The following is a 24,670-nucleotide window of genomic DNA, read 5'->3' on the forward strand; positions in this document are numbered from 1 at the left end:
TTACACGCCACTGGTGAAGTTCACCACAAAACAATCCGTGGGCCACCAGGGTGGTGGGCCTGCGGGGCGGTGCGCGCAAAACGCCTGCTCGTCCGCGCAGATCAGTGGGGGAACGCATCGAGCGGTACGACACCCACATTGTCGACGAACTGCCCCGGCACATCGAAGATCACGGTGGTCGATGGCTCAAAGAAGACCACATCTCCCTTGACCAGCGATATTCCCAGTTCGGGCTTGAAGATGATGTCGTAGAGGCCACCCACACCGCCCACGATCCCGCCGACCGTACCGCCCACCACTGCGGCGGGAAGCTTCGCGGCACCGGCACTTCCCTCGGAGCCGAAGATGCGCAGTGACGCCTCGGCGCCGGCGGCACCCGTGATCGCGCCCTTGAGGACGGACTGACCGAAGGCGCCCAGATCGATTGTGTTGATCACCCGGTAGGTGTCCATCTGGCCGGTAGCGAAATCTCGCACACGGAGAATGTCACCCACCTTCGCCCCGGTCGGGACCAGGTCGGTGGTTTCGGCGTCCACTATCTCGGGGTCCTCGTTGCTCGCCTGAGAGACCGTCGCGGACCGGAAATCGGCCGCACCGGCGGGTGCCGTCATGAGGCAGGCCGCCAAGGCGGTTCCCGCCAGCACAACGGTCGCCCCGCGGGTGAAACCTCGCCTCACCGAAATATTGACCATGGAATACCTTTCTTGGTCTTTGCCTGTAGCCTGGTATAGGGATATCCGGCTACCGTTGGCCGATCCATCGAGGAATTCTGCACAATCATTCCTTCCGGCTGCTCGCCGGCCGGAGGTGTACCAGTTGCGTCCAGCATTCCCGAGTGACAGGTTCAAAGCAAAGGTGACAGAGGGGAAACGTTCTGACTGAACCTCAGATGACGGACCCGACGATTCGGTCCGCAGGGGAGCGGTTCGTCCGACATCGACCTTTGCTCAGGTTCGTCGCCGGGGGGGGCGGCCTGTTCACCGCGCCCTACGGCGGAAGCCCGACTGTCAGGCGGACAACTGGTCGTGTGGTCGACCAGCGTCGTCAGATGATGCCGGTCGGCGGTGCGTCTCCGGTCGTGTCCAAGAGGTTCCTGGCTCCCGTCATGTACCCCGCCTGGAAGCGGCTCTCGGCACCGAGCAGTTCGAACAGGTCGGCGACGTACTTGCGGCAGGTGCGCAGCGAGACGCCCAGCCGGCGGGCGATCGTCTCGTCCCTCAGGCCCTGGCTCAGCATGGTGAGGATGGCGAGCTTGATGTCCTCGCGGATCTCTCCGTCGGGGAGGGCAGAGCTGTAGGGCGTGGCCATCTGCCAGTTGCGGTCGAAGGCCGCGCACAGGAACATCACGGTGGACGGGTCGCGGATCACCGCCGCCCCGCCCTTGACGTGTGCGTGCGGCAGGAACACCACCTCCCGGTCGAAAGCGATCATCCGGCCGAACAGCTCGGTGAGAGTGCGGACTTGGGCCCCGGCCGACGTGGCACGCTCGACGTACGCCTGGGTGGGGGCGTGGTGGCGCGAGGTGTGCTGGTAGAGCGTGCGCATGTGGATACCGCGTTCGAGCATCGCCAGGTCGCGGATGATCGACTGCTCCAGTTCGGCCGCTGGGCGCCCGCCTCCGGGCTGGGAGGTCATCACCTCGACGCGGCAGGTGTTACTGACTTCCTCCAGGAGCTCGATGACCTCACCCAGGGACTCCACCAGTTCCAGGGGGACCGTGCGCGCGCCGTCGCGCGCGTCCGAGGCGTACAGCGCGTTGAGCGAGTCGACGGTGTCCCAGAGGGTGAAGATTCCGGCCAGGCCGCGGCGGAAGCGGGATTCGGCGGCGGCGACCTCCGCACTGGCCAGTTGCGGGTCCAGCGGTCTCCATGCGCCCGGTGGCCCGTCGGCTCCGCCCGAGACGGCTCTGATCAGCGGTACGGCCGACAGAACCTCCACCGCGCGCCCCACCCGTTCGGGAGAGAGCCCCAGACCGACGGAGGCTTCCGAGGTCAGCAGCACGCCGTGATCGACGGCCCAGCCGTACACCTGGATGTCTTCGGCCCGGAGGGTTTCCAACCGAGCCATGATGTCCGCTTTCGACTTGTTAGTCACTCTTGCCCACCCTGCATCTTGGTGTAGGTCATCATGATGCGACCTTTCGGACTGGACCACGAGCCCTCGAAAAGCAGAAACTTGAGGAGTTCTGGAGCGGCCATCGAGTCGCATTCCGGAACGCATTCATCTCGTTGCGGGGGGCAACTATGATCAACGCACGTAAGAGGATTGCGATATTCACCGCCGGAATTGGGGTGGCCCTCGTCGTCACGCTGGCCCACTCGGCGGCCGGCCTGAGCGGCGGTACGGCTGCGACCAGTGGTTCGACCGTGTCACACCAGGCCGACACCGGCTGGAGCTAGAGGAATTCCTGTCGCACACAGGGGCCTGGCGTATACGCCGAAGAACAGGAATCCATCAGAGCCAGCCATGGGCTCGGGCAAGATTTCACAGAGCCTTCATAGTCGCTTCGCGCGCGTTCACACGACGAAACAAACAGCGACTCCGCCGTGTCCGGGCCAATCCTTCTGCACCCATTTCTGGAGACACACGTGTCTGTGCTTGACGCATTCGCCCATCCCGTCGATGTGGCCGACATACGTGCCCTCGTGGCCGATGTGCTCGACACCGACGTGCCCGGTGACGGCTCGTTCATCGGCCATGGCGGGGACTCGTTCCACGCGGTCGTGATCGTCGCCCGGATCGAGGAACGGTGGGGTGTCGAGGTCGACTTTCTCGACGTGCTCGACTCCACGCCCGACTCGCTCGCCGCCGCGGTCAACAAAGCGCACGGCGCACAGGCCCAGGGCTAGACAGGACGGAGTGAGCGGCACCGCCGCCGACACCATGAACCGATCTCTGTCCTACGGCCCTGGTGCCGCGGTCTCCGCCGACGCCACCGCCCACCAGGTGCTCCTGGACGTCGCCGCACGCACCCCCGAAGCCCCGGCCCTGCGGCGCGCCGGCACCACCGTCGACTACCGCCAACTGGTCTCCTCCGCGGATGTACTGAAGACCGAACTGCTGCGCCGAGGCGTACTTCCGGGCGACTTCGTGCCCGTGCTCGCCCGGCCCGGCGGAGCCTTCGTGATCGCCGCCCTCGGCGTGCTGCTCGCGGGCGCCGCCTACGCGGCCGTCGACCCCGAGTGGCCCGCCGAACGGCTGGCCGGCATCCTCGCCGACCTGGACGCCCGGCTCGTACTCGACGCGACGGACGGCGGCCCCAACGCGGTGCACGACTCCGTGCCCGTCGTGCGGCTGCCCGCCGCGAGGAACGGAGGCAACGGGCCCGTCACGCCGGTGACCGTGGCGGCCGACGCCCCCGCCTGCGTCTTCTTCACCTCCGGCTCCACCGGTCGTCCCAAGGGGGTCGCCGTGCCGCACCGCGCCCTGGTGCGCACCTTCCTGCATGGCGGGTACTGCGACTTCGGCCCGGACACCGTGATGCCCATGATCGCGGCGCCCTACTGGGACGCCGGAGCCCTGGAGGTCTTCGGCCCCCTCCTCAACGGCGGTTGCGTCGTCGAGGAGCCTCAGACCCCCCTCGCGCCGACCGCGCTGCGGCGTCTCATACATGAGCAGGGCGTGAACACGCTGTGGCTCACCAGCTCCCTGCTCAATCTGATCGTCGACGAGGATGCCGGAGCCTTCGCCGGCCTGCGCGAAGTCATGACCGGCGGCGAGCGCCTGTCACCAACTCACATCGGACGCTTCCTGACCGCGCACCCGGCGGTCCGCCTGACCAACGGCTACGGCCCTGTCGAGTCGATGGTCTTCGTCTCGGCCCACCCGGTCACCGCCGCCGACCTGGCCGAAGCGGACGGCATTCCTGTCGGCACCGCGATCCGCGACACCCTGCTCGCCGTGGTCGACACCGGCGGCGCCCTCGTCCCCCACGGCGAGGCCGGTGAACTCGTCGTCGGCGGGAACGGTCTCGCGCTCGGCTATGTGAACCGGCCCGAGGAGGAAACGCGGCGCTTCACCAGCCTGGACGTCCCGGGCCGCGGACCCGTCCGGGTCTACCGCACCGGCGACCTCGTCCGCATGACCGCCGGCGGCCGTCTCTCCTACGTCGGACGTGCCGACCGCCAGTTCAAGGTGCGGGGCCACCGCGTCGAACCCGGCGAGGTCGAGCGCGTACTCGGCCGGGTCGCGGGCGTCAAGGAGTGCTTCCTGATCCCCCGGCGCGACCCCGAAGGCACCGTCACCGACACCGTGTGCGCGTACACCACCATGTCCGGGCACGCCCTCGCGCCGCCGGAGCTGGCGGAGGCCGCGCACGGTCTGCTCGCCGGCTACCTGCGGCCCGACCGGTTCGTACACCTCGACGCGCTGCCGCTCGGCCCGACCGGCAAGGCAGACCTCCGGGCCGTCGAAGCACTCCTGCGCCCCGCACCCGTGGTCGGTGCGGCCACCGCGGACGTCTCCCCCGCCCTGCGCGCGGTCCGTGACATCCTCGGCGCCCCCGCCCTCACCGAAGAAGACGACCTGCTCTCCCAGGGCGCCCACTCCTTACAGGTTCTGCGGATCGCGGCGCGGCTCACCACCCTGCTGGACAGCGAACTCTCGGCGCTGGACGTATACCGGCACGCCAGCGTCCGCGCCTTGGCGGACCTCGCCGCGAGCCGCCCCCCTCGGCCGGCGGGAGGGCCGGCACCGGCCGGCGAGGCCGGCGACGGCGCCGCCCGGCACCAGCTCTCCCCCGGGGAGAAGCGGTTCTGGATCGCCGAGCGACTCGCCCCGGGTGCGCCCGGACATGTGGCGACCAGCCAGATCGAGATCACCGGACCCCTCGACCCGGACCGGCTCCAGGCCGCCCTTACCTCCGTCGCGGCGGCTCATCCCGCCCTGCGCACCCGGTTCCCCCTGGACCTCGGACGCCCCCGGCGCGCCGTGTCCTCCACGCCCGCGCCCATCCCCGTCGTCCAGAGATCCGCCGCGGAGACCACCGAGGGCGCGCTCATCACCGAACTGGCGGCGGCCGTGCACGACCTGGAGCACGGCCCGTTGCTCGCGGCCGGTCTGCTCTCGCACTCGGCCGCCCGGCACACCCTGCTCATCGCCGTTCACCACGCCGTGTACGACGGCCGTTCCGAGCGGATTCTGCTCACCGACCTGGCCGCCGCCTGGGCGGGACGGGACCTCGCGCCGGCCCCCGAACCGCCGGTGACCACGCGCGCCACCACCGTCGAACGAGACTTCTGGCAAACCGAGTTGGCGGGACTGGAGCCGCTCGCCCTCCCCGTCGCGGCCCCACCCATGCGGGCCCTGTGGACCACCCCGATCGCCGGGCGGACCATCGCGCTGCCCCCGAGAACCGGCCGCCGGCTCCACGCGGCCGCCACCCGGAACCGCACCCCCGCACTGACTCTCCTGCTCGCCGCGTGGTGGCGGACCCTGTCCACCTGGACCGGGCAGCTCGACCTCGCCGTGGGCACCGTCGTCGCGGACCGCGGTCCGGCGCAGGAACGGACCTTCGGCTATCTGGCCAACGGTGTTCCCGTACGCGTACCTGGGCAGCCCGGCAGTCACGGCACGGACCTCGTCCGGCTGGTCGACGAACGGCTGCTGCGGGCTCTCGCGCACGCCGCGCTCCCCACGGACGAGATCGCCGTCCGGGCACCCCGGCCCACCGGCGGCCGGATGCCCCTGTACCAGACGGTGCTGGCGCTCCAGCGGGTCAACGCGCCGGTGCGGTTGGGCGAGGCGCTGCTGCGCCCCAGGCCGGCGCCGCCGCTCGGCCCGCAGGCGGAGCTCGTCTGCGAGGTGTGGGAGGACGGCGACGAGCTGACCGGCGCCCTGTACGTGCCGGAGGGACTGCTGCCACCCGCCACCCACGCCCTGCTCACCGACCTGTTCGCCTCCGAGCTGGACCTGCTGCTCACCAAGGACTCGACATGACCGACACGTTCGGCGACGGGACGGCCGTCGCCGGTGGGACCGATCCGTTTCCGCTCACGTACACCCAGGAGCGGATGTGGCTCGAGGAGCGGTTGCGGCCCGGCGGCACCGCCTACCACATGCCGGTGATCTCCCGGGTGCGCGGCCCTCTCGATCTCGACGCCCTGCAGCGTGCGCTGGACACCGTCGTCGGGCGGCACACCGCCCTGCGCACCGTCTTCACGGAGGAGGACGGCAGCCCCGTCCAGCGGGTGCTGCCGGCCATCGAGGTCCCGGTGGCGGTGCGCGACGTGCGCGGCGAGGAGGACGCCGAGCGGGCCGGGCTGGCCGCCGCCCTCGACGAGGCACGCCGCGTCTTCGATCCGGTGTCGGGCCCGTTGGTGCGCGTCCTCGTCGTACGGACCGCTGAGGACGCGCAGCTACTGGTGGTGACGGCTCATCACCTCGTCTTCGACGGAATCTCGTTCGGGATCTTCTTCGCCGAGCTGTCGGAACTCTACGGCGGTGCGGCTGGCCTCCCCGCTCCGGCACGTCAGTTCAGTGACGTGGTGCGAGCCGAGCGGGCGCTCCTGACGGACCAGGTCGACGCCGACCTGCTCAGCTGGTGGGGCGACTACCTCGACGGGGCACCGCGCACCCTCCGCCTCCCCACCGACCTGCCCCGCGTGGAGGGCGTCCGGCGTACCGGAGCACACCTTCGCCGCGGGCTCTCCCCGGAGGCGAGCAGCGCGGTGCGCGAGCTGGGCCGGACCCACCACGCCACCCTGTTCATGACCGCCCTGACCGCGTTCGGCGTGGTCCTCTCGCGACAGACCGGCCACACCGACCTGCTGGTCGGCACGCCCGTCTCCAGCCGTCGCGCCGGGGAGCACCAGGCCCTCGGATGCTTCCTCAACTCGCTGCCCGTGCGGCTGGACCTGACCGACGGTCCCTCGTTCGCCGGGCTCGTCAAGCGCGTCAAGCGCAGCGCTCTGGAAGCCTTCGCGCACCAGCGGGCTCCGCTGCACCGTCTTCGGGCGGACCGGTCGTCGGGCGGTGCCGCCGGGCACGGCGGACCTGTCCAGGTCTTCTTCAACGTGCTGCCGCCCGCGGTCCCCCTCGATCTGGCGGGCTGCTCGGTGGAGCGACTGCCGTTCCCGCAGATCGACGCCAAGTTCGATCTCACGCTGTACGTCTCCACCGAGAGCGGACGGCTCACTCTGGAGGCGGTGTACGACTCCGGGCTCTTCCTGCCCGAGCGGATCGCCGACCTGCTGGAGCAGCTGGAGCTGGTGCTCACCCAGGCCGCCGCCGACCCCGCCCGCCCCGTCGCGGACCTGGCCCTGGCCACCGGACGCGCCCGCGCGCTGGTTCCCGGTCTGGACACCGAACTGCCGGCCGACTACCCGGGTTCCGTGCTGGAGCGCCTGACGGAGCATGCCCGGCTGCACCCCGGGCGGTCCGCGCTCGAAGGCGGAGGGCACAGCTGGACGTACGGCCGAGTCGAAGAGGTGAGTGGCCGCACGGCGGCACGGCTGCGGGCCGTCGGTGTGCTGCCCGGCGACGTGGTGGCCGTCCACGGAGACCGTGACCCGCGGACCGTGGTGGCGATGCTGGCGGCGTTGCGCGCGGGCGCGGCGTTCACGATCTCCGACACCGCGTACCCGCGGGCCGAACGGGAGTTGCGGGCCGCTGCCTCCAGCCCCGCCGCCTGGATCGAGGCAGTACCCGGCAGGCCGGTCGGGGCGTACGCCACGGCCCCGGTCGTCCAGCTCGACACGGACGACGCCGACGACGCCGACGACAGGCACAGTGCGGCCGACGACGCGTCCCCGCGCACACTCGACCGGCCCGCCGCGCACGACCCCGCGTATGTCACGTTCACCTCCGGCACGACAGGACGCCCCCGCCAGGTGCTCGGGACGCACGGCCCGCTGGCTCATTTCCTCGCCTGGTACACCGAGGAGTTCGGCATCACGGCCGAGGACCGCTTCTCGGTGCTCTCGGGCCTCGGGCACGACCCGTTCCTGCGGGACGTGCTCACTCCGCTGTGGGCCGGGGCCACCGCGGTCTTCCCCGATGCCGACCCGCGCGACACCGGTGCGCTCGCCTCGGCCCTGCGCCGGGACGGGATCACCGTCACCCACCTGACCCCGGCGCTGGCCTCCGCGCTGACCGCGTCCGGTACGCGGGGCTGGCCCCGGCTTCGGCTCGTGGGCTTCGGCGGCGACGTACTGACCCACAGCACGGTTCGCGCCTGGACCACCTCCGCCCCGAACGCCGAGCTGCTCAACCTGTACGGGGCCACGGAAACGCCGCAGGCTGTGTCGGTGCACCGGGTCCGGCGCGGAGGTGGTCCCGCCCCGGCGGGCGAGGGGCCGCTGCCGCTGGGCCGGGGCATCGACCAGGTGCAGCTGTTCGTGACGGCCGGGGACCGGCTCGCCGGCCTCGGCGAGATCGGCGAACTCGTCGTGCGGACACCACACTTGGCGCGGTACGTCGACCCGGTGGACGGTTCCGGGTTCGGAACGTCGGACATCGCTCCGGGCCCCGTCTACCGCACCGGCGACCTCGCCCGGCTGCGCCCGGACGGCCTCTTCGACCACCTCGGCCGCGCCGACGACCAGGCGAAGGTACGCGGCTTCCGTGTGGAGCCAGCCGAGGTAGAAGCGGCTCTCCTCGGTGTGGACGGCGTGCGTCAGGCCGTCGTCCTTACGGAGCCCGACCCGGAAAGCGGTCACCGGCTGGTGGCTCACCTCGCGACGGGCGCGGCCCGGCCGGACCTGGCGGCGTTGCGCGGGACGCTGGCCGCGCGGCTGCCGGAGTACAAGGTGCCGTCCGCGTTCGTGCTGCTCGACGCGCTGCCGATGACGCCCAACGGCAAACCGGACCGGGCAGCGCTCCGCCGGCTCGATCCCGGACACGCGGAGCGCGCCGTGGGGACGTACGTCGCCCCCGAGGGCCCGCTCCAGGAGCGGCTGGCGGGGATCTGGCGCGAGGTCCTCGGCGTGGAGCGGATCGGCGCGCGGGACGACTTCTTCGCTCTCGGCGGGCACTCACTCCTGCTGAACCAGGTGCTCGTACGGGTGCGCGGGGTGCTGGACGCCGAACTGTCGCTGCGGGACCTGTTCCGCCACCCGACGATCGCCGCGCTGGCCGAGGTGATCGAAGGTGCGGGAGCAGCCTTGCGATCCGGGCCCGAAGAGGCCGTGCCGCGCGGCACACCGGACGCGCCGGCGCCGCTGTCGTGGACACAGGAGCGCCTCTGGCTGGAGGAGCAGCTCCGTCCCGGCGACACCGCCTACAACATGCCGATGGTGCTGCGCCTGCGGGGGCCGCTGGACCCCGGCGTGCTCCAGGCGGCCCTGGACGCCGTGCTGGACCGTCACACGGTGCTGCGCACGCGGTTCGTGCTGGAGGACGGCGCCCCGGTGCAGCGGGTGATCGCGGATGCGCGGGTGACGGTGCGCGAGCGGGATCTGCGCGACGCACCGGACCCGGCGGCGGCCGCGCTGGCGATGGCGATGGCGGAGACGAAGGAGCCGTTCGACCTGTCGGCAGGCCCCCCTCTCCGCGTCCTGGTCCAGAGGCAGGGCGAGGAGGAGTACCTGCTTGTTCTGACGGTTCATCACATTGTGTTCGACGGCTGGTCGTTCGGTGTGCTGCTCGACGATCTGTCAGCCGCGTACCGGGCGGCCGCTGAGGGTGGTGCCGCGGACCTGGACCCCGGGCTGCAGTTCGCCGATGTGGCGCGCTGGCAGCGGGCCGCGCTCGACGGTCAGCAGCCGGAGGATGTGATCGGCTGGTGGAAGGAGCGGCTGGCGGGTGTGCCGACCGTGCTCGAACTGCCCACCGACCGGCCTCGACCGGCCGTCCAGGCGCACCGGGGCGCCCGTCACCGCCTGGCTCTCGGCGCGGAACTCTCACAGCGTCTGCGGGAGGTGTCGCGCGAGTACGACAGCACCCTGTTCATGACCCTCCTGGCCGCCTTCGGGGTGGTGCTCTCCCGCCACACCGGGCAGGAGCGACTGCTCGTGGGCACCCCGGTCGCGAACCGGGAGCGTCCCGAGTTCGAGGACGTGGTCGGCTGCTTCGTCAACACCGTCCCGCTGGGGCTCGATCTGCGCGGCGACCCGGGCTTCGGTGAACTGCTCGGGCGGGTCACCGAGCACGCGCTGGCGGCCTTCGACCACCAGGGCACACCGTTCGGCACGCTCGTCGCAGAGCTGGCTCCGGAGCGTGACCTGTCACGCAGCCCGCTGCTCCAGGTGCTGTTCGCGCTGCAGAACGTCCGCTTCGGCACCTTCGACGCGCCGGGAATCTCCAGCGAGCTGGTGGAGGTGTCCGAGGCCAACAGCCAGTTCGACCTGAACCTGCGGATGCTGGACGACGGCGACGAGATTCTGGGCTGGCTGGACTACGACACGGACCTGTTCGACGCGGAGACCGTCGAGCGGCTGGCCGGTCACCTGGTCCGTGTGCTGAGGGCCGCGACCGCCGATCCGGGGGCGCCGGTGGCGGCGCTGGAGCTGCTCGGTGCGGACGAACGCCGGCGGGTGCTGCGGGAGTGGAACGCGACCGACGCCGGCTGGAACCTGGAGCGCACCCTGACCTCCCTCCTGGAGGAACAGGCGGTGCGCACTCCCGAGCGGATCGCGGTGCGCTGCGGCGACCAGCAGGTGACCTACGCCCAACTGCACCGTCGCGCCAACCGGCTCGCGTGGTACCTGCGGGAGCTGGGCGTCGGTCCGGACGTGGTGGTGGGCGTGCACCAGGAACGCTCGGTCGAGCTGATGGTGTCCCTGCTCGCGGTCCTCAAGGCGGGCGGTGCCTATCTGCCGCTGGACCCCGGCTATCCCGCCGAGCGGCTGCGGTTCATGGTGGCCGACGCCGGGGTCACGGTGCTCCTCGCCGGGCGCGGCACGGACGCCGCCTCCTTCGCCGGCGGAGCCGTCACGACAGTGGTCGTCGACGAGGCGGCGGCGGCAGGACGGCCGGAGCACGCGCCCGACCCGACCACGGGTCCCGGCCATCTCGCGTACGTGATCTACACCTCGGGCTCCACCGGCCGCCCCAAGGGTGTGCAGGTGCCGCACCGCGGGATCGTCAACCGGCTGCTGTGGATGCAGGACACCTACCGGCTCGACGCCTCCGACACGGTTCTCCAGAAGACACCGATCAGCTTTGACGTGTCGGTGTGGGAGCTGTTCTGGCCCTTGCTGACCGGCGCCCGGCAGGTGCTCGCCCGGCCGGGCGGACACCGCGACCCCGCGTACCTGGCCGGGCTGATCCAGGAGGAGCGGGTGACGGTCTGCCACTTCGTGCCGCCGATGCTGGACGCGTTCCTCTCGGCAGCACCGGCCGGGCTGTGCGCCTCCCTCCGCCTGGTGGTGTGCAGCGGAGAGACCCTCCCCGCCGAACTGGCACGCCGCCTGCACCGCACGCTCCCCGACACGGCGCTGGAGAACCTCTACGGGCCCACCGAGGCGTCGGTGGACGTCACCCGCTGGTCCAGCCACCCCGCGTGGACCAGGCCGAGTGTGCCGATCGGCACGCCCATCGCCAACACCCGGGTGTACGTACTGGACCGTTCGACGGCTCCGGTGCCGATCGGCGTGGCGGGCGAGCTTCATCTGGGCGGCGTCCAGTTGGCTCGGGGGTACGGCGGCAGGCCCGACCTGACCGCCGACCGGTTCGTGCCTGACCCGTTCGGCGCGCCCGGTGCGCGGCTGTACCGCACCGGAGACCTGGCCCGCTGGCGTGCGGATGGGACCGTCGAGTACCTGGGCCGCATCGACCACCAGGTCAAGGTGCGCGGGTTCCGCATAGAACTCGGCGAGATAGAGGCGGCGTTGGCGGAGCAACCGGGAGTCGGCCAGGCCGTGGCCGTCGTCCGGGAGGACGAGCCGGGCGACCGGAGGATCGTCGCCTACCTCACTCCGGGCGGCGTCGGCCCCGTACCGGCGGACGGGGCGCTCCGCTCGGCGCTGGGCCGGCTGCTCCCCGACCACATGGTGCCGAGCGCGTTCGTCGCCCTGGACCTGCTGCCACTGAGTCCCAACGGCAAGGTGGACCGCAAGGCGCTGCCCGCGCCCGCGTTCGAACGGCCGGACGCCCACTGGGTCGCTCCGCGCGACGACACCGAGCGCGCGCTCGCCGGCCTGTGGCAGCAGGTGCTGCGGATCGACCGGGTCGGCGCCACCGACAACTTCTTCGAGATCGGCGGCGACTCGATGCACGCCGTCCGGGTCGTAGGCCTCGCCCGTGAAGAGGGCCTCGACATACCGCTGACCGAACTGTTCGCCCAGCAGACGGTCGAGGCGGTGGCCGCATGGCTGGCCTCACGTGGGGAGCAGGTCGTCGAACGGCGCGGCGTCGCCGCGTTCGGTCTGCTCTCCGCGACGGACCTCGCCAAGCTGCGCGCCCGCTGACCCATCCTCCCGACCGCACCTGAGAGGACCGCAATGAGCCACGGCGACATCGTCGACGCCTATCCCCTGACCCGCCTCCAGTCCGGCATGCTCTACCACAGCCTGCTGGACGGCAACACGCCCACCTATCACGACATCTCCGCCATCCGGATCGCCGGCCGCTTCGACGAGCACGCCCTGCGGGAGGTGTTCGCCGGGGTCGTGGAACGTTCCGACATGCTGCGCAGCGCCTTCGACATCAGCAACTTCAGCGCTCCCATGCAGCTGGTGTACGCCTCGGTGCCCACCCCGCTCACCATCGAGGACCTGCGCGGTCTGAGTGCCGGGGAACAGGCGGAGCGCGTCTCGCGCTGGACGGCCGGGGAGAAGGCCACCGCCTTCGACCTCGCCGCGGCCCCGCTGCTCAGGCTGCACGTCCATGTGTTCGCCAACGACGACTTCCAGGTCAACCTGAGTTTCCACCACGCGATCCTGGACGGCTGGAGCCTGTCCCTGATCACCTCGCGGCTGCTGACCGGCTACGACGCCCGGCTCGCGGGCCGGACGGTAGATGCCGTCGCCCCGGTCACCCGCTTCCGCGACTACCTGGCCCTGGAGCAGGAGGCGCTGGGCAGTGACGCGTCCCGTGGCTTCTGGGCCGGTGTCCTGGCCGGCGCCGAGTTCACCGGTCTGCCCCGGCTCCCGGAGGAGGGCCTGGAGTCCGAGCGCACCGCCCGGGTGTACCAGGTACCACTTCCCGAGAACCTCACACCGGGGTTGCGCGCGGTCGCCGTCCGGGCCAAAGTGCCGGTCAAGGCCGTCATGTTCGCGGCGCACGCCCGGGTCCTCGCCCTGCTCTCGGGCTCCACCCGTGTGGTCACCGGACGGGTCAGCAACGGCCGCCCGGAGACCGCCGACGGCGACCAGGTGGTCGGTCTGTTCCTCAACACGCTGCCCCTGGTGGCGGACGTGGCCCAGGTCAGCTGGACCGAGCTGGCCCGGCAGATCCACCTCCAGGAGAGCGACGCGCTGGCGCACCGGCGGTACCCGATGGCGCAGCTCCTCCAGGACCTGCAGCGGCCCGAACTGTTCGAGACGGTCGTCGACCACCGCAGCTTCCGCAGCTACGACATGGCGCTCGAACACACGGCGGTGACCGGTGGCGCGTTCTTCGAGCAGACCAATTTCCCGTTCACGGCCAACTTCGGCACCGATCCGGTCACCGGGGAAGTCGGTCTGCGCGTCAACTACGACGCCTCCCAGTTCTCCGCCGACCGGATCGCCGAGATCGCCGGCTACTACGCGACCGCCCTTGCCTCACTGGTCGCCGACCCCGACGCGCCCGCGCTGGCCGCGCAGTTGCTCGGTCCGGGACACCTGGAGCACCTGGCCGGCACCTGGCGGGCCACGGTCGTGGACCGCGAACCCGGACTGACGCTGCCCGAGTTGCTCGCCCGCCAGGCCGACCGCACGCCGGATGCCGTGGCGCTGCGCAGCGGGGAGAGCGTGCTGACGTTCGCCGAGCTGCGCGCCCGCTCGAACCGGCTGGCCCACCGGCTGCGCGAGCTCGGCGTCGGTCCTGACGTACTGGTGGGCGTGCACGTGGCCCGCTCGACGGAGCTGGTGGTCAGCCTGCTCGCGGTGCTCAAGGCCGGCGGAGCCTACGTGCCGCTGGACCCGGGTTATCCACGTGACCGCCTGGAGTACATGCTGGCGGACGCCCGCGTCTCGGTGCTGCTGAGCGACCCGGACCTCGCCGCGACGCTCGACCCCGCGGGCGCGCACGTGCTGCCCGTCGACGCCTCGACGGCCGGTGACCACTCCGCCGAGGACCCGCCGGTGGAGGTGACACCCGACCACCTGGCGTACGTCATCTACACCTCGGGGTCCACCGGCCGTCCCAAGGGCGTGCAGATCCCGCACGGCGCGCTGCTGAACCTGCTGCTGTCCTTCGGGCGGGATCTGGAGATCAGCTCGGCGGACCGGCTGCTGGCGGTCACCTCGCTCTCCTTCGACATCGCCGCCCTTGAGGTCTATCTGCCGCTGATCACGGGCGCCGAGCTGGTGCTCGCGCCGGACATCGCCGTCGACGGCCCTCGGCTGCGCGCCTTCCTGGAGGAGGCCGGAGCGACACTGATGCAGGCCACACCGTCGAGTTGGCGGCTGCTGGTGGAGGCAGGGCTCCAGGCGGACCCCGGCCTTCGGGTGATCTCCGGCGGCGAGGCACTGCCCGAGGATCTCGCGGCAGAGCTGACTTCCCGCTTCCCCGCCGTGTGGAACGCCTACGGCCCCACCGAGACCACCATCTGGTCCTGCCTTCAGCGGGTGCTGCCCGGGGCGCCGGTCACGCTCGGCGGCCCGGTCGCCAACACCCGGGTGTACGTGCTGGACGCCTCCTACGCGCTGGTGCCCGACGGTGTCGCGGGTGACCTGTACATCGCCGGGGACGGTCTGGCCCGCGGCTATCTGGGGCGCGCGGAGCTGACCGCCGACCGCTTCCTGCCGGACCCGTTCGCCTCGGTCCCGGGCGCCCGTATGTACCGCACCGGCGACGTGGCGAGGCGGCTCTTGTCCGGGGAGCTGGAGTTCCTGGGCCGCTCCGACCACCAGGTCAAGGTCCGCGGCTTCCGCATCGAGCTGGGCGAGGTCGAGTCGGTGCTGGCACGCCGGCCGGGTGTGGGCCGCGTCGTCGTGGTGGCCCGCGAGGACCGGCCCGGCGTCAAACGGCTGGCCGCCTATCTGACCGCCGAGGGAGAGGCGCCGTCCGCGGCCGACCTGCGCGCCGCGGTGGCCGCCGAACTTCCCGAGTACATGGTGCCCGGCGCGTTCGTCGTCCTGGACTCCTTTCCGCTGACCCCGAACGGCAAGATCGACCGCAACCAGTTGCCCGCGCCGGGCCGCGAGGAGACCGCGGCGGGCGCGTTCGTGGCACCGCGCACCCCGACCGAGGAGGCTCTGGCGGAGGTCTTCCGCGATGTGCTGGGGCTCGAAAGAGTCGGTGTGCACGACGCGTTCCTGGACCTGGGCGGCGACTCCATCTCCGCGCTGCGCGTGATCATGCGCCTGCCGGACCTCACCGACGTGGAGGTACCGGTGGCGGCGCTGATCGAGGGCGGCACCGTGGAGAAGCTCTCCCGGATCATCGACGGTGAGCAGGAAGCGCTGACGAGCGTGCTGGTGCCGCTGCGCACGACCGGCGAACGTCCGCCGGTCTTCTTCGTGCACCCGCTCGGCGGCAGCGTCTTCAGCTACTCCGAGCTGGTCGAGGTGCTCCACCCCGAGCAGCCGTTCTACGCGGTCCAGGCTCCGGAGTACGCGGGCCCCGACGTACCGCGCCCCGAGACCGTCGAGGAGATCGCCGCGCTCTACCTGTCCGAGGTCAGGACGATCCAGCCCGAGGGGCCTTACCACCTCGGCGGCTGGTGCATGGGCGGCATGGTCTCGTACGAGATGGCCCGTCAGCTCCGGGCCGCGGGCGAAGAGGTCGCGATGCTCACCATCGTCAGCGCCAGCATCGACGATCCGGTGCCGCCGAGGTACGTGACCTCCGAATCCGCCGCGATCCTGGGCGCGTTCGGCCACAAGCTGCCCACCACCGAGGCGGAACTGGAGGCCCTCGACGAGGAGAGCCGCCTGCGGCACGTCATCCGGCTCACCCGGGGCACCGAGGACGAGCGGGCCGACGCGGCCACGATCGACGACCTGCGCCGGCTGGTGCGGCTGTATCAGCGGCACGCTCGGGCGCTGATCACCTACCGGGACACCCCGCGCGAGCCGTTCCCGGGTGACGTACTGCTGATCCGGGCCGAGACCGAGCTGTTCACGGGCTGGGACTTCGGATGGAAGCGCCGGGTCGCCGGGGCCCTGCTCATCGACGAGTCGCCCGGCAACCACTTCTCGATGCTGGAGCGGCCCAACGTCCCGAAGCTCGCCGCCCGAATAGAGTCCGCCGCGGCGGGCCGCCCGAGCGGTGTCCCCGCCGAGTAGCCCACCACGTCTTCCCTCCGGCACAGCCGGTCGCGCAGCACGCGGCCGGCCGCATCCGACGCATCCCAGGAGCCCCCCATGTCCACCGTCACGACCGAGACCCCGGCGGACGGCAGTCCCGCGCCTCGCCCCAGCGTGTGGCGCAACACCGACTTCACCAAGCTCTGGCTGGGCCAGACGGCGTCCCAGTTCGGCGCTCAGATCAGCGACTTCGCGCTGCCCCTGACAGCGGTGCTCGCGCTGGCCGCCAGCTCGGAGCAGGTCGGTCTGCTCGCGTCTGTCATCCGGCTGCCGTACCTGCTGGTGTCCCTGTTCGCCGGGGTGCTGGTGGACCGGCTGCACCGTCGCAACCTGATGGCGTCGGCCGACCTCGGCCGGGCGCTGCTGCTCGGCGCGGTGCCGGTCCTGTACTGGACGCACGCACTCGGCATCAGCTGGCTGTATCTGCTCGGATTCCTGGCCGGCTGCTGCACCGTGCTGTTCGACGTGGCCGCGCAGGCCTACCTGCCGCGCCTCGTGGAGCGCGAGGATCTGGCGGCGGGCAACTCGGCGCTGGGCAGCAGCCAGTCGGCCGCGATGATCGGCGGTCCCGCGCTCGGCGGTGTGCTCGTCCAGTGGCTGACCGCGCCCGTCGCGGTGCTCGCGGCCTCGGTCTCGTACCTGATCTCGGTCGTCAACATCTGGCTGATCCGCCACCGCGAGCATGTCGAGCCCACGGAGGCCGCCGGTGCGGCCGGGACGCTCAGGCAGGTCAAGGACGGCCTGGTGCTGGTCTTCCGCAACGAGCCGCTGCGGACCATGACGATCATGGCGTCGATCTTCAATCTGTCCTTCACCGCGTTCGAGGTCGTCTTCGTGCAGTACATGCCGCACACGCTGGGGCTGTCGGCCGGTGAGATCGGCCTCGTGATGGCGGCGCTCGGCCCCGGCTTCCTGATCGGCGCGATGTTCGCCGGCAGGCTGCCCAAGACGTTCGGCTACGGCCGCACCATCATCTTCACCGCCTGCATCGCCAATCTCGTGATGCCGCTGATCGCCGTGGTGCACGGCGGCGGCTGGCCGGCCGTCGCCTCGCTCATGGTCATCAACTTCCTCTTCGCGTCGTTCGGCGTGGCCAACAACGTCACCATGCTGACGATCCGTCAGTCCATCACGCCGGACAGCCTCCAGGGCCGCGTGGCCGCCACCAACCGGTTCGTCGCGATGGGGATCGCCCCGCTGGGCGCGCTCGCGGGCGGCTTCCTCGGCTCCGCCGCCGGACTGCGCGTCGCGGTCCTGGTCACGACTCTCGGCTTCTGCCTCGCGGTGATCCCGCTGGTGACCTCGTCGCTGGTACGGATCAAGCACGCACTGCCGGACCCGATCGCCGAGTAGTCCGACCCCGCTTCCACCGGAAGGCACCGATCCTCCATGTCCGAACAAAAGCTCCAGACCGTGCACGCCGTCGTCGTCAACGCCGAGGAGCAGTACTCCGTCTGGCCCGTCACCGCACCCGTCCCGGCCGGCTGGACCGAGACGGGCCACCGGGGCAGCCGGGCCGACTGCCTCGCCCACATCGCGACCGTCTGGACCGACCTCCGCCCGCTCAGCGTCCGCTGACACGACCACGCCGATCCGAGGCACTCCCATGGAATTCAGCCTGTTCTACTTCGCCGACGGCGCGGCCGGAGGCACACGCGGCCGTTACGACCTGCTCCTGGAGGGCGCCCGTTTCGCCGACGCCCACGGCTTCTCCGCCGTCTGGACGCCCGAGCGGCACTTCCACGAGTTCGGCGGGCTCTACCCCAACCCGTCGGTCACCGCGGCCGCCGTCGCGGCCGTCACCGAACGCATCGGCATCCGGGCCGGCAGCGTCGTCGCCCCCCTGCACCATCCGGTGCGCATCGCCGAGGAGTGGTCGGTCGTCGACAACATCTCCGGCGGCCGGGCCGGTGTCTCGCTCGCCTCCGGGTGGAACGCGGTCGACTTCGCCCTGCGTCCGGAGGGGTACGCCGACCGCAAGGACGCCGTCTTCGAGACCCTCGACGCCGTGCGCGCGCTGTGGCGGGGGGAGTCGCTGGCCGTCACCGACGGGGCGGGCGGGGCTGCCGAGGTGCGGGTCTTCCCGCCGCCCGTACAGGCCGAGCTGCCGGTCTGGGTGACCAGCGCGGGCAGTCCGGCCACCTTCGAGGCCGCAGGCCGGGCCGGTGCGGGTGTGCTGACACACCTGCTCGGCCAGGACTTCGACCAGCTCGCCGAGAAGATCGCCCTCTACCGCAAGGCGCTGGCCGACCGGCCCGGCCACGACGGCCGACCCGGGCACGTGGCGCTGATGCTGCACACCTTCCTCGGCGAAGATCCGGCCGAAGTCCTCGAACTGGTCCGCGAGCCGTTCACCGCATACCTGAAGAGCTCGTTCCGGCTGATCGCCCGCTCGGCCGGCAGCATCCTGGAAGGGTTCGACGTCGACAGACTCCGCGAGTCAGACATCGACTTCCTCGTGCGGCGCTCCTTCGACACGTACTACCGCTCCAGCGGTCTGTTCGGCACGGTCGAACAGGCGAAGGCGGTCACCGAGCGGGCACGCGCGGCGGGGGTCGACGAACTGGCCTGCCTGATCGACTTCGGCGTGCCGCATGAGCGGGTGCTGGCCGGCCTCGGGTTCCTCGACGAGCTGAAGCGGTCGACGGCATGACCGATGCCGACGCCCGGCTCCCGCGGCGCCCGGCCGGCGGCGCCGTTCGCCGACGACCGCCGGGTCCCCGGCCCGGCGACCAGCGGCCCCGTCCCGCCCGACGGATCGCCTGACTCGACCGCGTCGTACGGGACCGGCACACCGTGGGCCACCACCTGATCGTGGTGGGCGAGGTCCACGCCCTGAACCTGTTCGGCGCGGAGCAGCCGCTGCTCCTCGCGGACGGCCGGTTCCGCACCGCTGCCCCTTTCCCCCTGGAGGTGTCCGCATGACCGCTCAGCCCGCCGGCGACCCGATCGCCCTCGACCCGGCCGCCTCGCGCGGTCCCGCCCCGGCGCGGCCCGGGGCCCGTCTGGGCGGCACCCTGCGCGTCCTGCGGGACGCCGCCTACGACCATCTCGACCCGCAGCGCAGCTACACCCTTCAGTCGCTGGCGATCGGGCACCTGCTGTTCCGCACCCTGACCATGTTCCGCGAAGACGCCGAGGGCGGCCGCGTGCTGGTCGGTGATTTGGCCGAGACGCCGGGCCGCGACATCGACGGGGACGGCCGCGCCTGGGAATTCACCCTCAAGAGGGGCGTCCGGTTCGAGGACGGCCGTGAGGTCACCGCCTCCGACGTCGCCTACGGCATCGCCCGCAGCTTCGCCCCGGAGATCTCCGACGGCCCCACCCATCTACGCAACTGGCTCTCTGAGAACGGGAGTTACCTGGGCCCCTACGCGAGCGACCCGCTCGACGTGCCGGGCCTGGAGGTTCCCGACAGCCACACCCTGGTGCTGCGTTTCCGGCAGCCCCACCCGGATCTGCCGTTCGCGGTGGCCCAGCCGGTCACCGCACCCGTCCCGCGCGACGCCGACACACGGGACGCGTACGACCTCGCCCCGGTGGCCACCGGTCCGTACCGCATAGCGGAGCACGTCCCCGGCGAGCGGCTCACACTGGTGCGCAATCCGCACTGGGACGCGGCCACCGACCCGGTGCGCCACGCTCATGTGGACCGTGTCGAGGTCGAGATGGGCGTGGAGGCGGGCGAGCAGAACCTCCGTGTCCGGGCGGAGGAGGGCGCCGACGCGACGGCCGTCGCCGAGAACAACGCGCCGCAGTCGGTCGCCGCCCAGCTCATCGCCGACCCGGCGCTCGCGGGCCGGCTGCGCCGCGACCCCACTCCGCTGGTGTGGTACCTGGCCATCAACACCGACCGGGTCACCGACGTCGACGTGCGCCGCGCCGTCGCCTACGCCGTGGACAAAGCAGGATTCCGCGACACCATGGGGGCCGACCAGGGCATTCTCGTGCACACCCTGCTGCCGCACGCCACCATCGGGCACCGCGACTACCCCGACCCCTATCCGGCGGGCGAACACGGCGACCCAGCAGCCGCGTCGGCGCTCCTCAAGGGCGCCCGGCCGAAACTGCGGCTGCTCAGCCGGGAGGGCGACTATTTCACAGCCCCGGCCGAGGTTCTTGCCAGGGGCCTGGAGAAGGCCGGGTTCGAGATCGAGCTGGTGGAGATCGACCGCCCCTCGCACAACGCGGTGCTCAAGACGCGCGGGCACGCCTACGACCTGTATCTGATGGGGCTGGCCGCCGACTGGCCCGGCGCGTCCACCCTGCTCGGCATGTTCGACGGCCGCACCATCGGCGCGAGCGGCAACGACAACTTCGTGTACCTGGACGACGCCGGGATCAACGCCGAGATCGACCGTCTCGGCCGGCTGCCCGCCAACGAGTCCGCCGCGCCATGGGCCGCGCTCGACGAGCGGCTGCTGCGCGACCACGCACCGATGGTGCCCCTGTTCTCGTACCTGCACGTCGCGCTCGCCGGCTCCCGCGTACGCGGGGTGTTCACCTCGTCCTTCCTCGGCACGCCCGTCTACTACAACGCGTACGTCGACGAGGGTGCGTGATGGGAGACCAGCCCACCCTCTACGAGCGCTTCGCCGACACCGCCGCCCGCCACCCGGACCGGACCGCCCTCGAACTAGGCGACGAGCACCTGACGTACGCACAACTTGCCGCCGAGAGCGCGAGGATGGCGGGCCGGCTGCTGTCGGCTCTGCACGGGCGTCGTCCGCGCCGCGTGGGCGTGCTGGCCAGCCGTTCACCTGCCGCCTACGCCGGGTATCTCGCCGCCAACAGGCTGGGCAGCGCCGCCGTCCCGCTCAACCCCGGCTTCTCCCCTGAGCGGCTCGCGACCACGGCGCGGCTCGCGGAGCTGGACGTGGTGCTCACCGACTCCCCCACGTCCGCTCTGCCCGTTCCGGTGGTGGCCGGCGACGCGCCGCTGGAGGGGCCCTGGGCGGACGGCGGCCCGGTGCACCTGCCGGGTCCGGACGACATCGCGTACATCGTCTTCACCTCCGGCTCCACCGGCACGCCCAAGGGTGTCCCCGTGCTGCAGCGCAACGTGGCCGCGCTGCTCGACTACGTGATCCCGCGCTACGACCTGGGCCCGGACTGCCGCGTCTCGCAGACCTTCGACCTGACCTTCGACCCCACGGTCTGGGACATGTTCTCCGCGTGGGCCTCCGGAGCGGCGCTCGTGGTGCCCACCCGCAGCGAACTGGTCCGCCCTGCCCGCTTCATCGCGCGCAGGGCCATCACCCACTGGTTCTCGGTGCCTTCGGTGATCTCGTACGCGGACCGGCTGCGGGACCTGGCCCCGTCGTCCATGCTCAGTCTGCGCTGGAGCCTGTTCGGCGGGGAGCAGCTGACGCTGGAGCAGATCCGGCTGTGGCGGGCCGCCGCACCGCAGAGCGTCCTGGAGAACCTGTACGGGCCGACCGAGGTGACGATCGCCTGTACGCAGTACCGGCTGCCGACCCGCCCCGAGGACTGGCCGGCCTCCGCGAACGGCACGGTTCCCATCGGCACGCCCTATCCGCACCTGGACTTCCTGGTCCTGGACGAGGAGGGACGTCCAGCGTCGGAGGGCGAACTGTGCGTCCGGGGGCCGCAGCGCTTCCCCGGCTACCTCGATCCCGCCAACAACGCGGGCCGGTTCGTCCGCTTCGACGGCGGACGAGCCGTCATCCACGACTGCGCCGGGCTGCCCGGCCCCGAGCTGTACTACCGCACCGGCGACCGGGTGTCGCGCACCGGTGACACCCTGGTCCATCTCGGCCGCCTCGACCAGCAGGTCAAGATCCGCGGCCATCGCATCGAGCTGGGCGAGGTCGAGGCCGGGCTGCGCGCACTTCCCGGAGTGGACGATGCCGTGGTCCTGGCGTTGCCCAACGACCTGGGCGAGGTGGGTCTGGAAGCCTGCTACACCGGTGAGGCGCAAGACCCCCTGGCGCTCCGCACCGGCCTGGGGCGGCGGCTGCCGGGCTACATGGTGCCGCGCGGCTTCACGCACCTGGGCACGCTGCCGCTCAACGCCAACGGCAAGACCGACCGTCGTGCCCTGGGAGCCCTGCTCACCGACAGGAGACAGCGATGACCCGCACGGTGGTGCTGATCGGCGCCGCGCCGATGGCGGAGGGCTACCTGCTGGCCGCAGGTCAACTCGGCCTGCGGGTGGGCCTGGTGGAGACGGCAGAACGCATCGCTGCCGTCCGCGAACGGTACGCATGGGTGGTGGACGCGGAAGAGGTCGACGCGGCCCGCGCCGGCCGCGACGACACCTGGATCAGCCCGACCGAGACGCTGGTCCGGCGGCTGGGCGCGGACGGGGTCCTCGCATCCTCGGAGATCCACGTCCTGGCCGGCGCGATGGCCCAGGAGCGTCACCGCCTGCCCGGCCCCGGCCTGGACGCGGCGGCGATCTCGCGCGACAAGGGCCAGCAGCGCTTCCGTTTCGCCGGCGCGGGTCTCGCTCAGCCGCGACACGTCAAGACGCCCCGGCTGTCCGCAGCCTCGGACTGGGCCCTCGGAAACCTTCCGGTGGTGGTGAAACCCCTGAACCGTGCGGGCAGCGACGGAGTGGAGCTGATCGCCACTGCGCAGCAGTGGTCGGACGTGGTCGCCCGCCGCGACAGCGAGGCCCACCTGCTCGTCGAGGAGTTCGTGGCGGGGCAGGAGTACTCCTGGGAGAGCCTGGTCCACGACGGGCGGGTCCGTTTCGGCAGTCTCACCCGCAAACTGACCACCGAGGCCCCGGACTTCGTGGAGCTGGCACACTTCAGCGGCCATGAGCGGATCGACCCGGTCCTCGGCAAGGCCGCGGACACGCTGGGCCAGGCAGTCGCCGACGCGATCCGGATGCGCACCGGGATCATGTTCGTGGAGTTCCGCACCCGTGGCGACGAACTGGTGATCATGGAGGTGGCGGTCCGGGCGCCCGGCGACCACTGCATGGACGCGATGTCCCTGGCGTACGGCGTGGACGTCTTCGCGGGGGCTCTGGACCTCGCGACGGGCGGCGTCTTCACGGAACCGTCCGAGCGCGCGGCCCGCTGGACGGGCAGCGCCTTCGTGGTCGCGGACCGTGCGGGCGTGCTGGAGTCCGCGCGCGAGGCGGAGTGGTCCGCCTGGCCGGGGGTCGTCAAGCACGGGGTGAACGTGCCGCCCGGCGCGCAGGTGGGCCCGCCGCGCAGCTCGGCGGACCGCCTCGGCTGGGCACTGCTCGACTGTGCGTCGTCGCAAGAACTCGATGCACTCGCGGGACGGATGAGAGCCATACGCCCGATACTGCGAACGTAGGCACGACAGATCCAACAGGACACTCGTCCCGGTCGCCGGTCTCCACCCGTTTCGACCAGAGCCAGTTTCGACCAGAGCTGAAGGAGAAGTCCATGAGTCGTACGATGCGCGCTCGTCGCGCCGCGGTAGGGGCGGTCGTGGTCGCCGCGGCCGCCGCTGGTCTTGTCACGCAGGGGACCGTGGCTTACGCCGGTGCTCCCACAGGCAGCGTCACGGCATCGCCCTCGGGTCTCGATCTGGGATCTGTCCCCACGCACATACCGTTCACGGAGACGTCGAGGCTCCTTGTCGGCCAGCTGGAAGGCGGAAGGGAGCTTGACGTCGTAGTCCGGGTGAAGGACGCCGGCCGGTACACCTTGCAGTACAGCGGGATTCTCGCGTCCGTCGTCGGCGGCAGCGTCGACGGAACGGCCCTCAGGCCCACGCAACTCGGTGACTACGACCATCAGTTCTCCCAGACGTTCTACCTCGGCGCGGGTGAGCATGTGATCCACGTCGACAACACCCAGGCCGTGACAGGTCTCAACGTCTACCTGTACGGCACGCTGTAGGAATCCCTGAACTGTCGATCAGGCCATCGCCTGGCCGCGCCCCTGGACATCCCTTCCTGTCCGGGGGCGCTGTGCTGGGCCTTCGCTGAAGGGACGGTCGGAACGCCCACAGCGGCGGCTCCAGCGGTTCCCGGAGGCCCACAACCGCGCGATCGTCCGCCGGCCTGCGAGCCGGATGCCGGCGGACAGGGTCATGGGCCGGTGCCACCCGGGACAGCGGCGGAGCCGGTAGTCGTCCGGGCGCGTTCCTGTTCCGCTATGACCACCTGCGACGTCGGCTCCGCCTGCGCGGGATCACCCACCCGATCGCCGCGGCGGCATCGGGTCTTCCCAGCGACCCGGCCGCCACCACTGGACGATCGAACGCACTCTGGCCCGGCTCGCCCGCGCGCCCGCGCGCCCCACCCGGCGAGGTGTTTGGGCCGGTGCCGGGGCGGGGTGCGGGGCCCGCCCGGCGCGCCGCCCGGGGGTGATGATGCGGAACAC

General features: G+C 71.5%; 14 protein-coding genes. 12 read left to right on the top strand and 2 right to left on the bottom strand.

The window, feature by feature from the left end; genetic code table 11:
* Positions 1 to 101: 101 nt before the first annotated feature.
* Together ACFWN1_RS18670 and ACFWN1_RS18675 are read right to left on the bottom strand one after the other, a co-directional pair.
* Positions 102 to 692: a hypothetical protein gene (locus ACFWN1_RS18670; RefSeq protein WP_384363166.1), complete on the bottom strand. Its 591-nt coding sequence runs from the start codon at positions 690 to 692 to the stop codon at positions 102 to 104.
* Positions 693 to 1,044: 352 nt separating this feature from the next.
* Complete coding sequence (locus tag ACFWN1_RS18675) at positions 1,045 to 2,058, bottom strand: helix-turn-helix domain-containing protein (protein ID WP_384363168.1); 1,014 nt, start codon at positions 2,056 to 2,058, stop codon at positions 1,045 to 1,047.
* A 530-nt stretch (positions 2,059 to 2,588) separates the two neighbouring features.
* Here ACFWN1_RS18675 and ACFWN1_RS18680 point away from each other — a divergent pair.
* The 12 genes from ACFWN1_RS18680 (at position 2,589) to ACFWN1_RS18735 (ending at position 24,184) form a co-directional block, all read left to right on the top strand.
* Positions 2,589 to 2,849: an acyl carrier protein gene (locus ACFWN1_RS18680; protein WP_384363170.1), complete on the top strand. Its 261-nt coding sequence runs from the start codon at positions 2,589 to 2,591 to the stop codon at positions 2,847 to 2,849.
* A gap of 10 nt (positions 2,850 to 2,859) precedes the next feature.
* Positions 2,860 to 5,937 (top strand): amino acid adenylation domain-containing protein, encoded by a 3,078-nt coding sequence (locus ACFWN1_RS18685; RefSeq protein WP_384363172.1) that lies wholly within the window; start codon positions 2,860 to 2,862, stop codon positions 5,935 to 5,937.
* Positions 5,934 to 12,347, top strand: coding sequence for an amino acid adenylation domain-containing protein (locus ACFWN1_RS18690; protein WP_384363174.1), 6,414 nt, complete (start codon positions 5,934 to 5,936; stop codon positions 12,345 to 12,347). The genes ACFWN1_RS18685 and ACFWN1_RS18690 overlap by 4 nt, the downstream gene beginning before the upstream one ends.
* Positions 12,348 to 12,380: 33 nt before the next feature.
* On the top strand, positions 12,381 to 16,313 hold the full coding sequence (locus ACFWN1_RS18695) for an amino acid adenylation domain-containing protein (RefSeq protein WP_384363176.1): 3,933 nt from the start codon (positions 12,381 to 12,383) through the stop codon (positions 16,311 to 16,313).
* A 78-nt stretch (positions 16,314 to 16,391) separates the two neighbouring features.
* Positions 16,392 to 17,687 carry an MFS transporter gene (locus ACFWN1_RS18700; protein ID WP_384363178.1) on the top strand — a complete coding sequence of 432 codons (1,296 nt, stop codon included), beginning with the start codon at positions 16,392 to 16,394 and terminating at the stop codon, positions 17,685 to 17,687.
* Between the two features lie 36 nt (positions 17,688 to 17,723).
* Entirely contained in the window at positions 17,724 to 17,912 is a 189-nt protein-coding gene (locus ACFWN1_RS18705) for an MbtH family protein (protein WP_384363180.1), read from the top strand.
* Between the two features lie 28 nt (positions 17,913 to 17,940).
* Positions 17,941 to 18,987 carry a MupA/Atu3671 family FMN-dependent luciferase-like monooxygenase gene (locus ACFWN1_RS18710; protein WP_384363182.1) on the top strand — a complete coding sequence of 349 codons (1,047 nt, stop codon included), beginning with the start codon at positions 17,941 to 17,943 and terminating at the stop codon, positions 18,985 to 18,987.
* A gap of 143 nt (positions 18,988 to 19,130) precedes the next feature.
* A complete protein-coding gene (locus ACFWN1_RS18715) occupies positions 19,131 to 19,259 on the top strand; it encodes a hypothetical protein (protein WP_384363184.1) in 129 nt (42 codons plus the stop codon).
* A complete protein-coding gene (locus ACFWN1_RS18720; RefSeq protein WP_384363186.1) occupies positions 19,256 to 20,896 on the top strand; it encodes an ABC transporter substrate-binding protein in 1,641 nt (546 codons plus the stop codon). The genes ACFWN1_RS18715 and ACFWN1_RS18720 overlap by 4 nt, the downstream gene beginning before the upstream one ends.
* Positions 20,896 to 22,431 (top strand): amino acid adenylation domain-containing protein, encoded by a 1,536-nt coding sequence (locus ACFWN1_RS18725; protein ID WP_384363188.1) that lies wholly within the window; start codon positions 20,896 to 20,898, stop codon positions 22,429 to 22,431. Before ACFWN1_RS18720 ends, ACFWN1_RS18725 begins: the two co-directional genes overlap by 1 nt.
* Entirely contained in the window at positions 22,428 to 23,633 is a 1,206-nt protein-coding gene (locus ACFWN1_RS18730; protein ID WP_384363190.1) for an ATP-grasp domain-containing protein, read from the top strand. Before ACFWN1_RS18725 ends, ACFWN1_RS18730 begins: the two co-directional genes overlap by 4 nt.
* 92 nt (positions 23,634 to 23,725) lie before the next feature.
* Positions 23,726 to 24,184 (top strand): hypothetical protein, encoded by a 459-nt coding sequence (locus tag ACFWN1_RS18735; RefSeq protein WP_384363192.1) that lies wholly within the window; start codon positions 23,726 to 23,728, stop codon positions 24,182 to 24,184.
* Positions 24,185 to 24,670 lie beyond the last annotated feature (486 nt).

Origin of the sequence: Streptomyces sp. NPDC058459 (assembly GCF_042721685.1) — a bacterium.
GTDB lineage: Bacteria > Actinomycetota > Actinomycetes > Streptomycetales > Streptomycetaceae > Streptomyces.

Bases quoted from the DNA above. Each gene is read 5' to 3' on its own strand.
- ACFWN1_RS18670 (WP_384363166.1), bottom strand. From the start codon at position 692: ATGGTCAATATTTCGGTGAGGCGAGGTTTCACCCGCGGGGCGACCGTT.
- ACFWN1_RS18690 (WP_384363174.1), top strand. From the start codon at position 5,934: ATGACCGACACGTTCGGCGACGGGACGGCCGTCGCCGGTGGGACCGAT.
- ACFWN1_RS18695 (WP_384363176.1), top strand. From the start codon at position 12,381: ATGAGCCACGGCGACATCGTCGACGCCTATCCCCTGACCCGCCTCCAG.
- ACFWN1_RS18700 (WP_384363178.1), top strand. From the start codon at position 16,392: ATGTCCACCGTCACGACCGAGACCCCGGCGGACGGCAGTCCCGCGCCT.
- ACFWN1_RS18705 (WP_384363180.1), top strand. From the start codon at position 17,724: ATGTCCGAACAAAAGCTCCAGACCGTGCACGCCGTCGTCGTCAACGCC.
- ACFWN1_RS18710 (WP_384363182.1), top strand. From the start codon at position 17,941: ATGGAATTCAGCCTGTTCTACTTCGCCGACGGCGCGGCCGGAGGCACA.
- ACFWN1_RS18720 (WP_384363186.1), top strand. From the start codon at position 19,256: ATGACCGCTCAGCCCGCCGGCGACCCGATCGCCCTCGACCCGGCCGCC.
- ACFWN1_RS18725 (WP_384363188.1), top strand. From the start codon at position 20,896: ATGGGAGACCAGCCCACCCTCTACGAGCGCTTCGCCGACACCGCCGCC.
- ACFWN1_RS18730 (WP_384363190.1), top strand. From the start codon at position 22,428: ATGACCCGCACGGTGGTGCTGATCGGCGCCGCGCCGATGGCGGAGGGC.
- ACFWN1_RS18735 (WP_384363192.1), top strand. From the start codon at position 23,726: ATGAGTCGTACGATGCGCGCTCGTCGCGCCGCGGTAGGGGCGGTCGTG.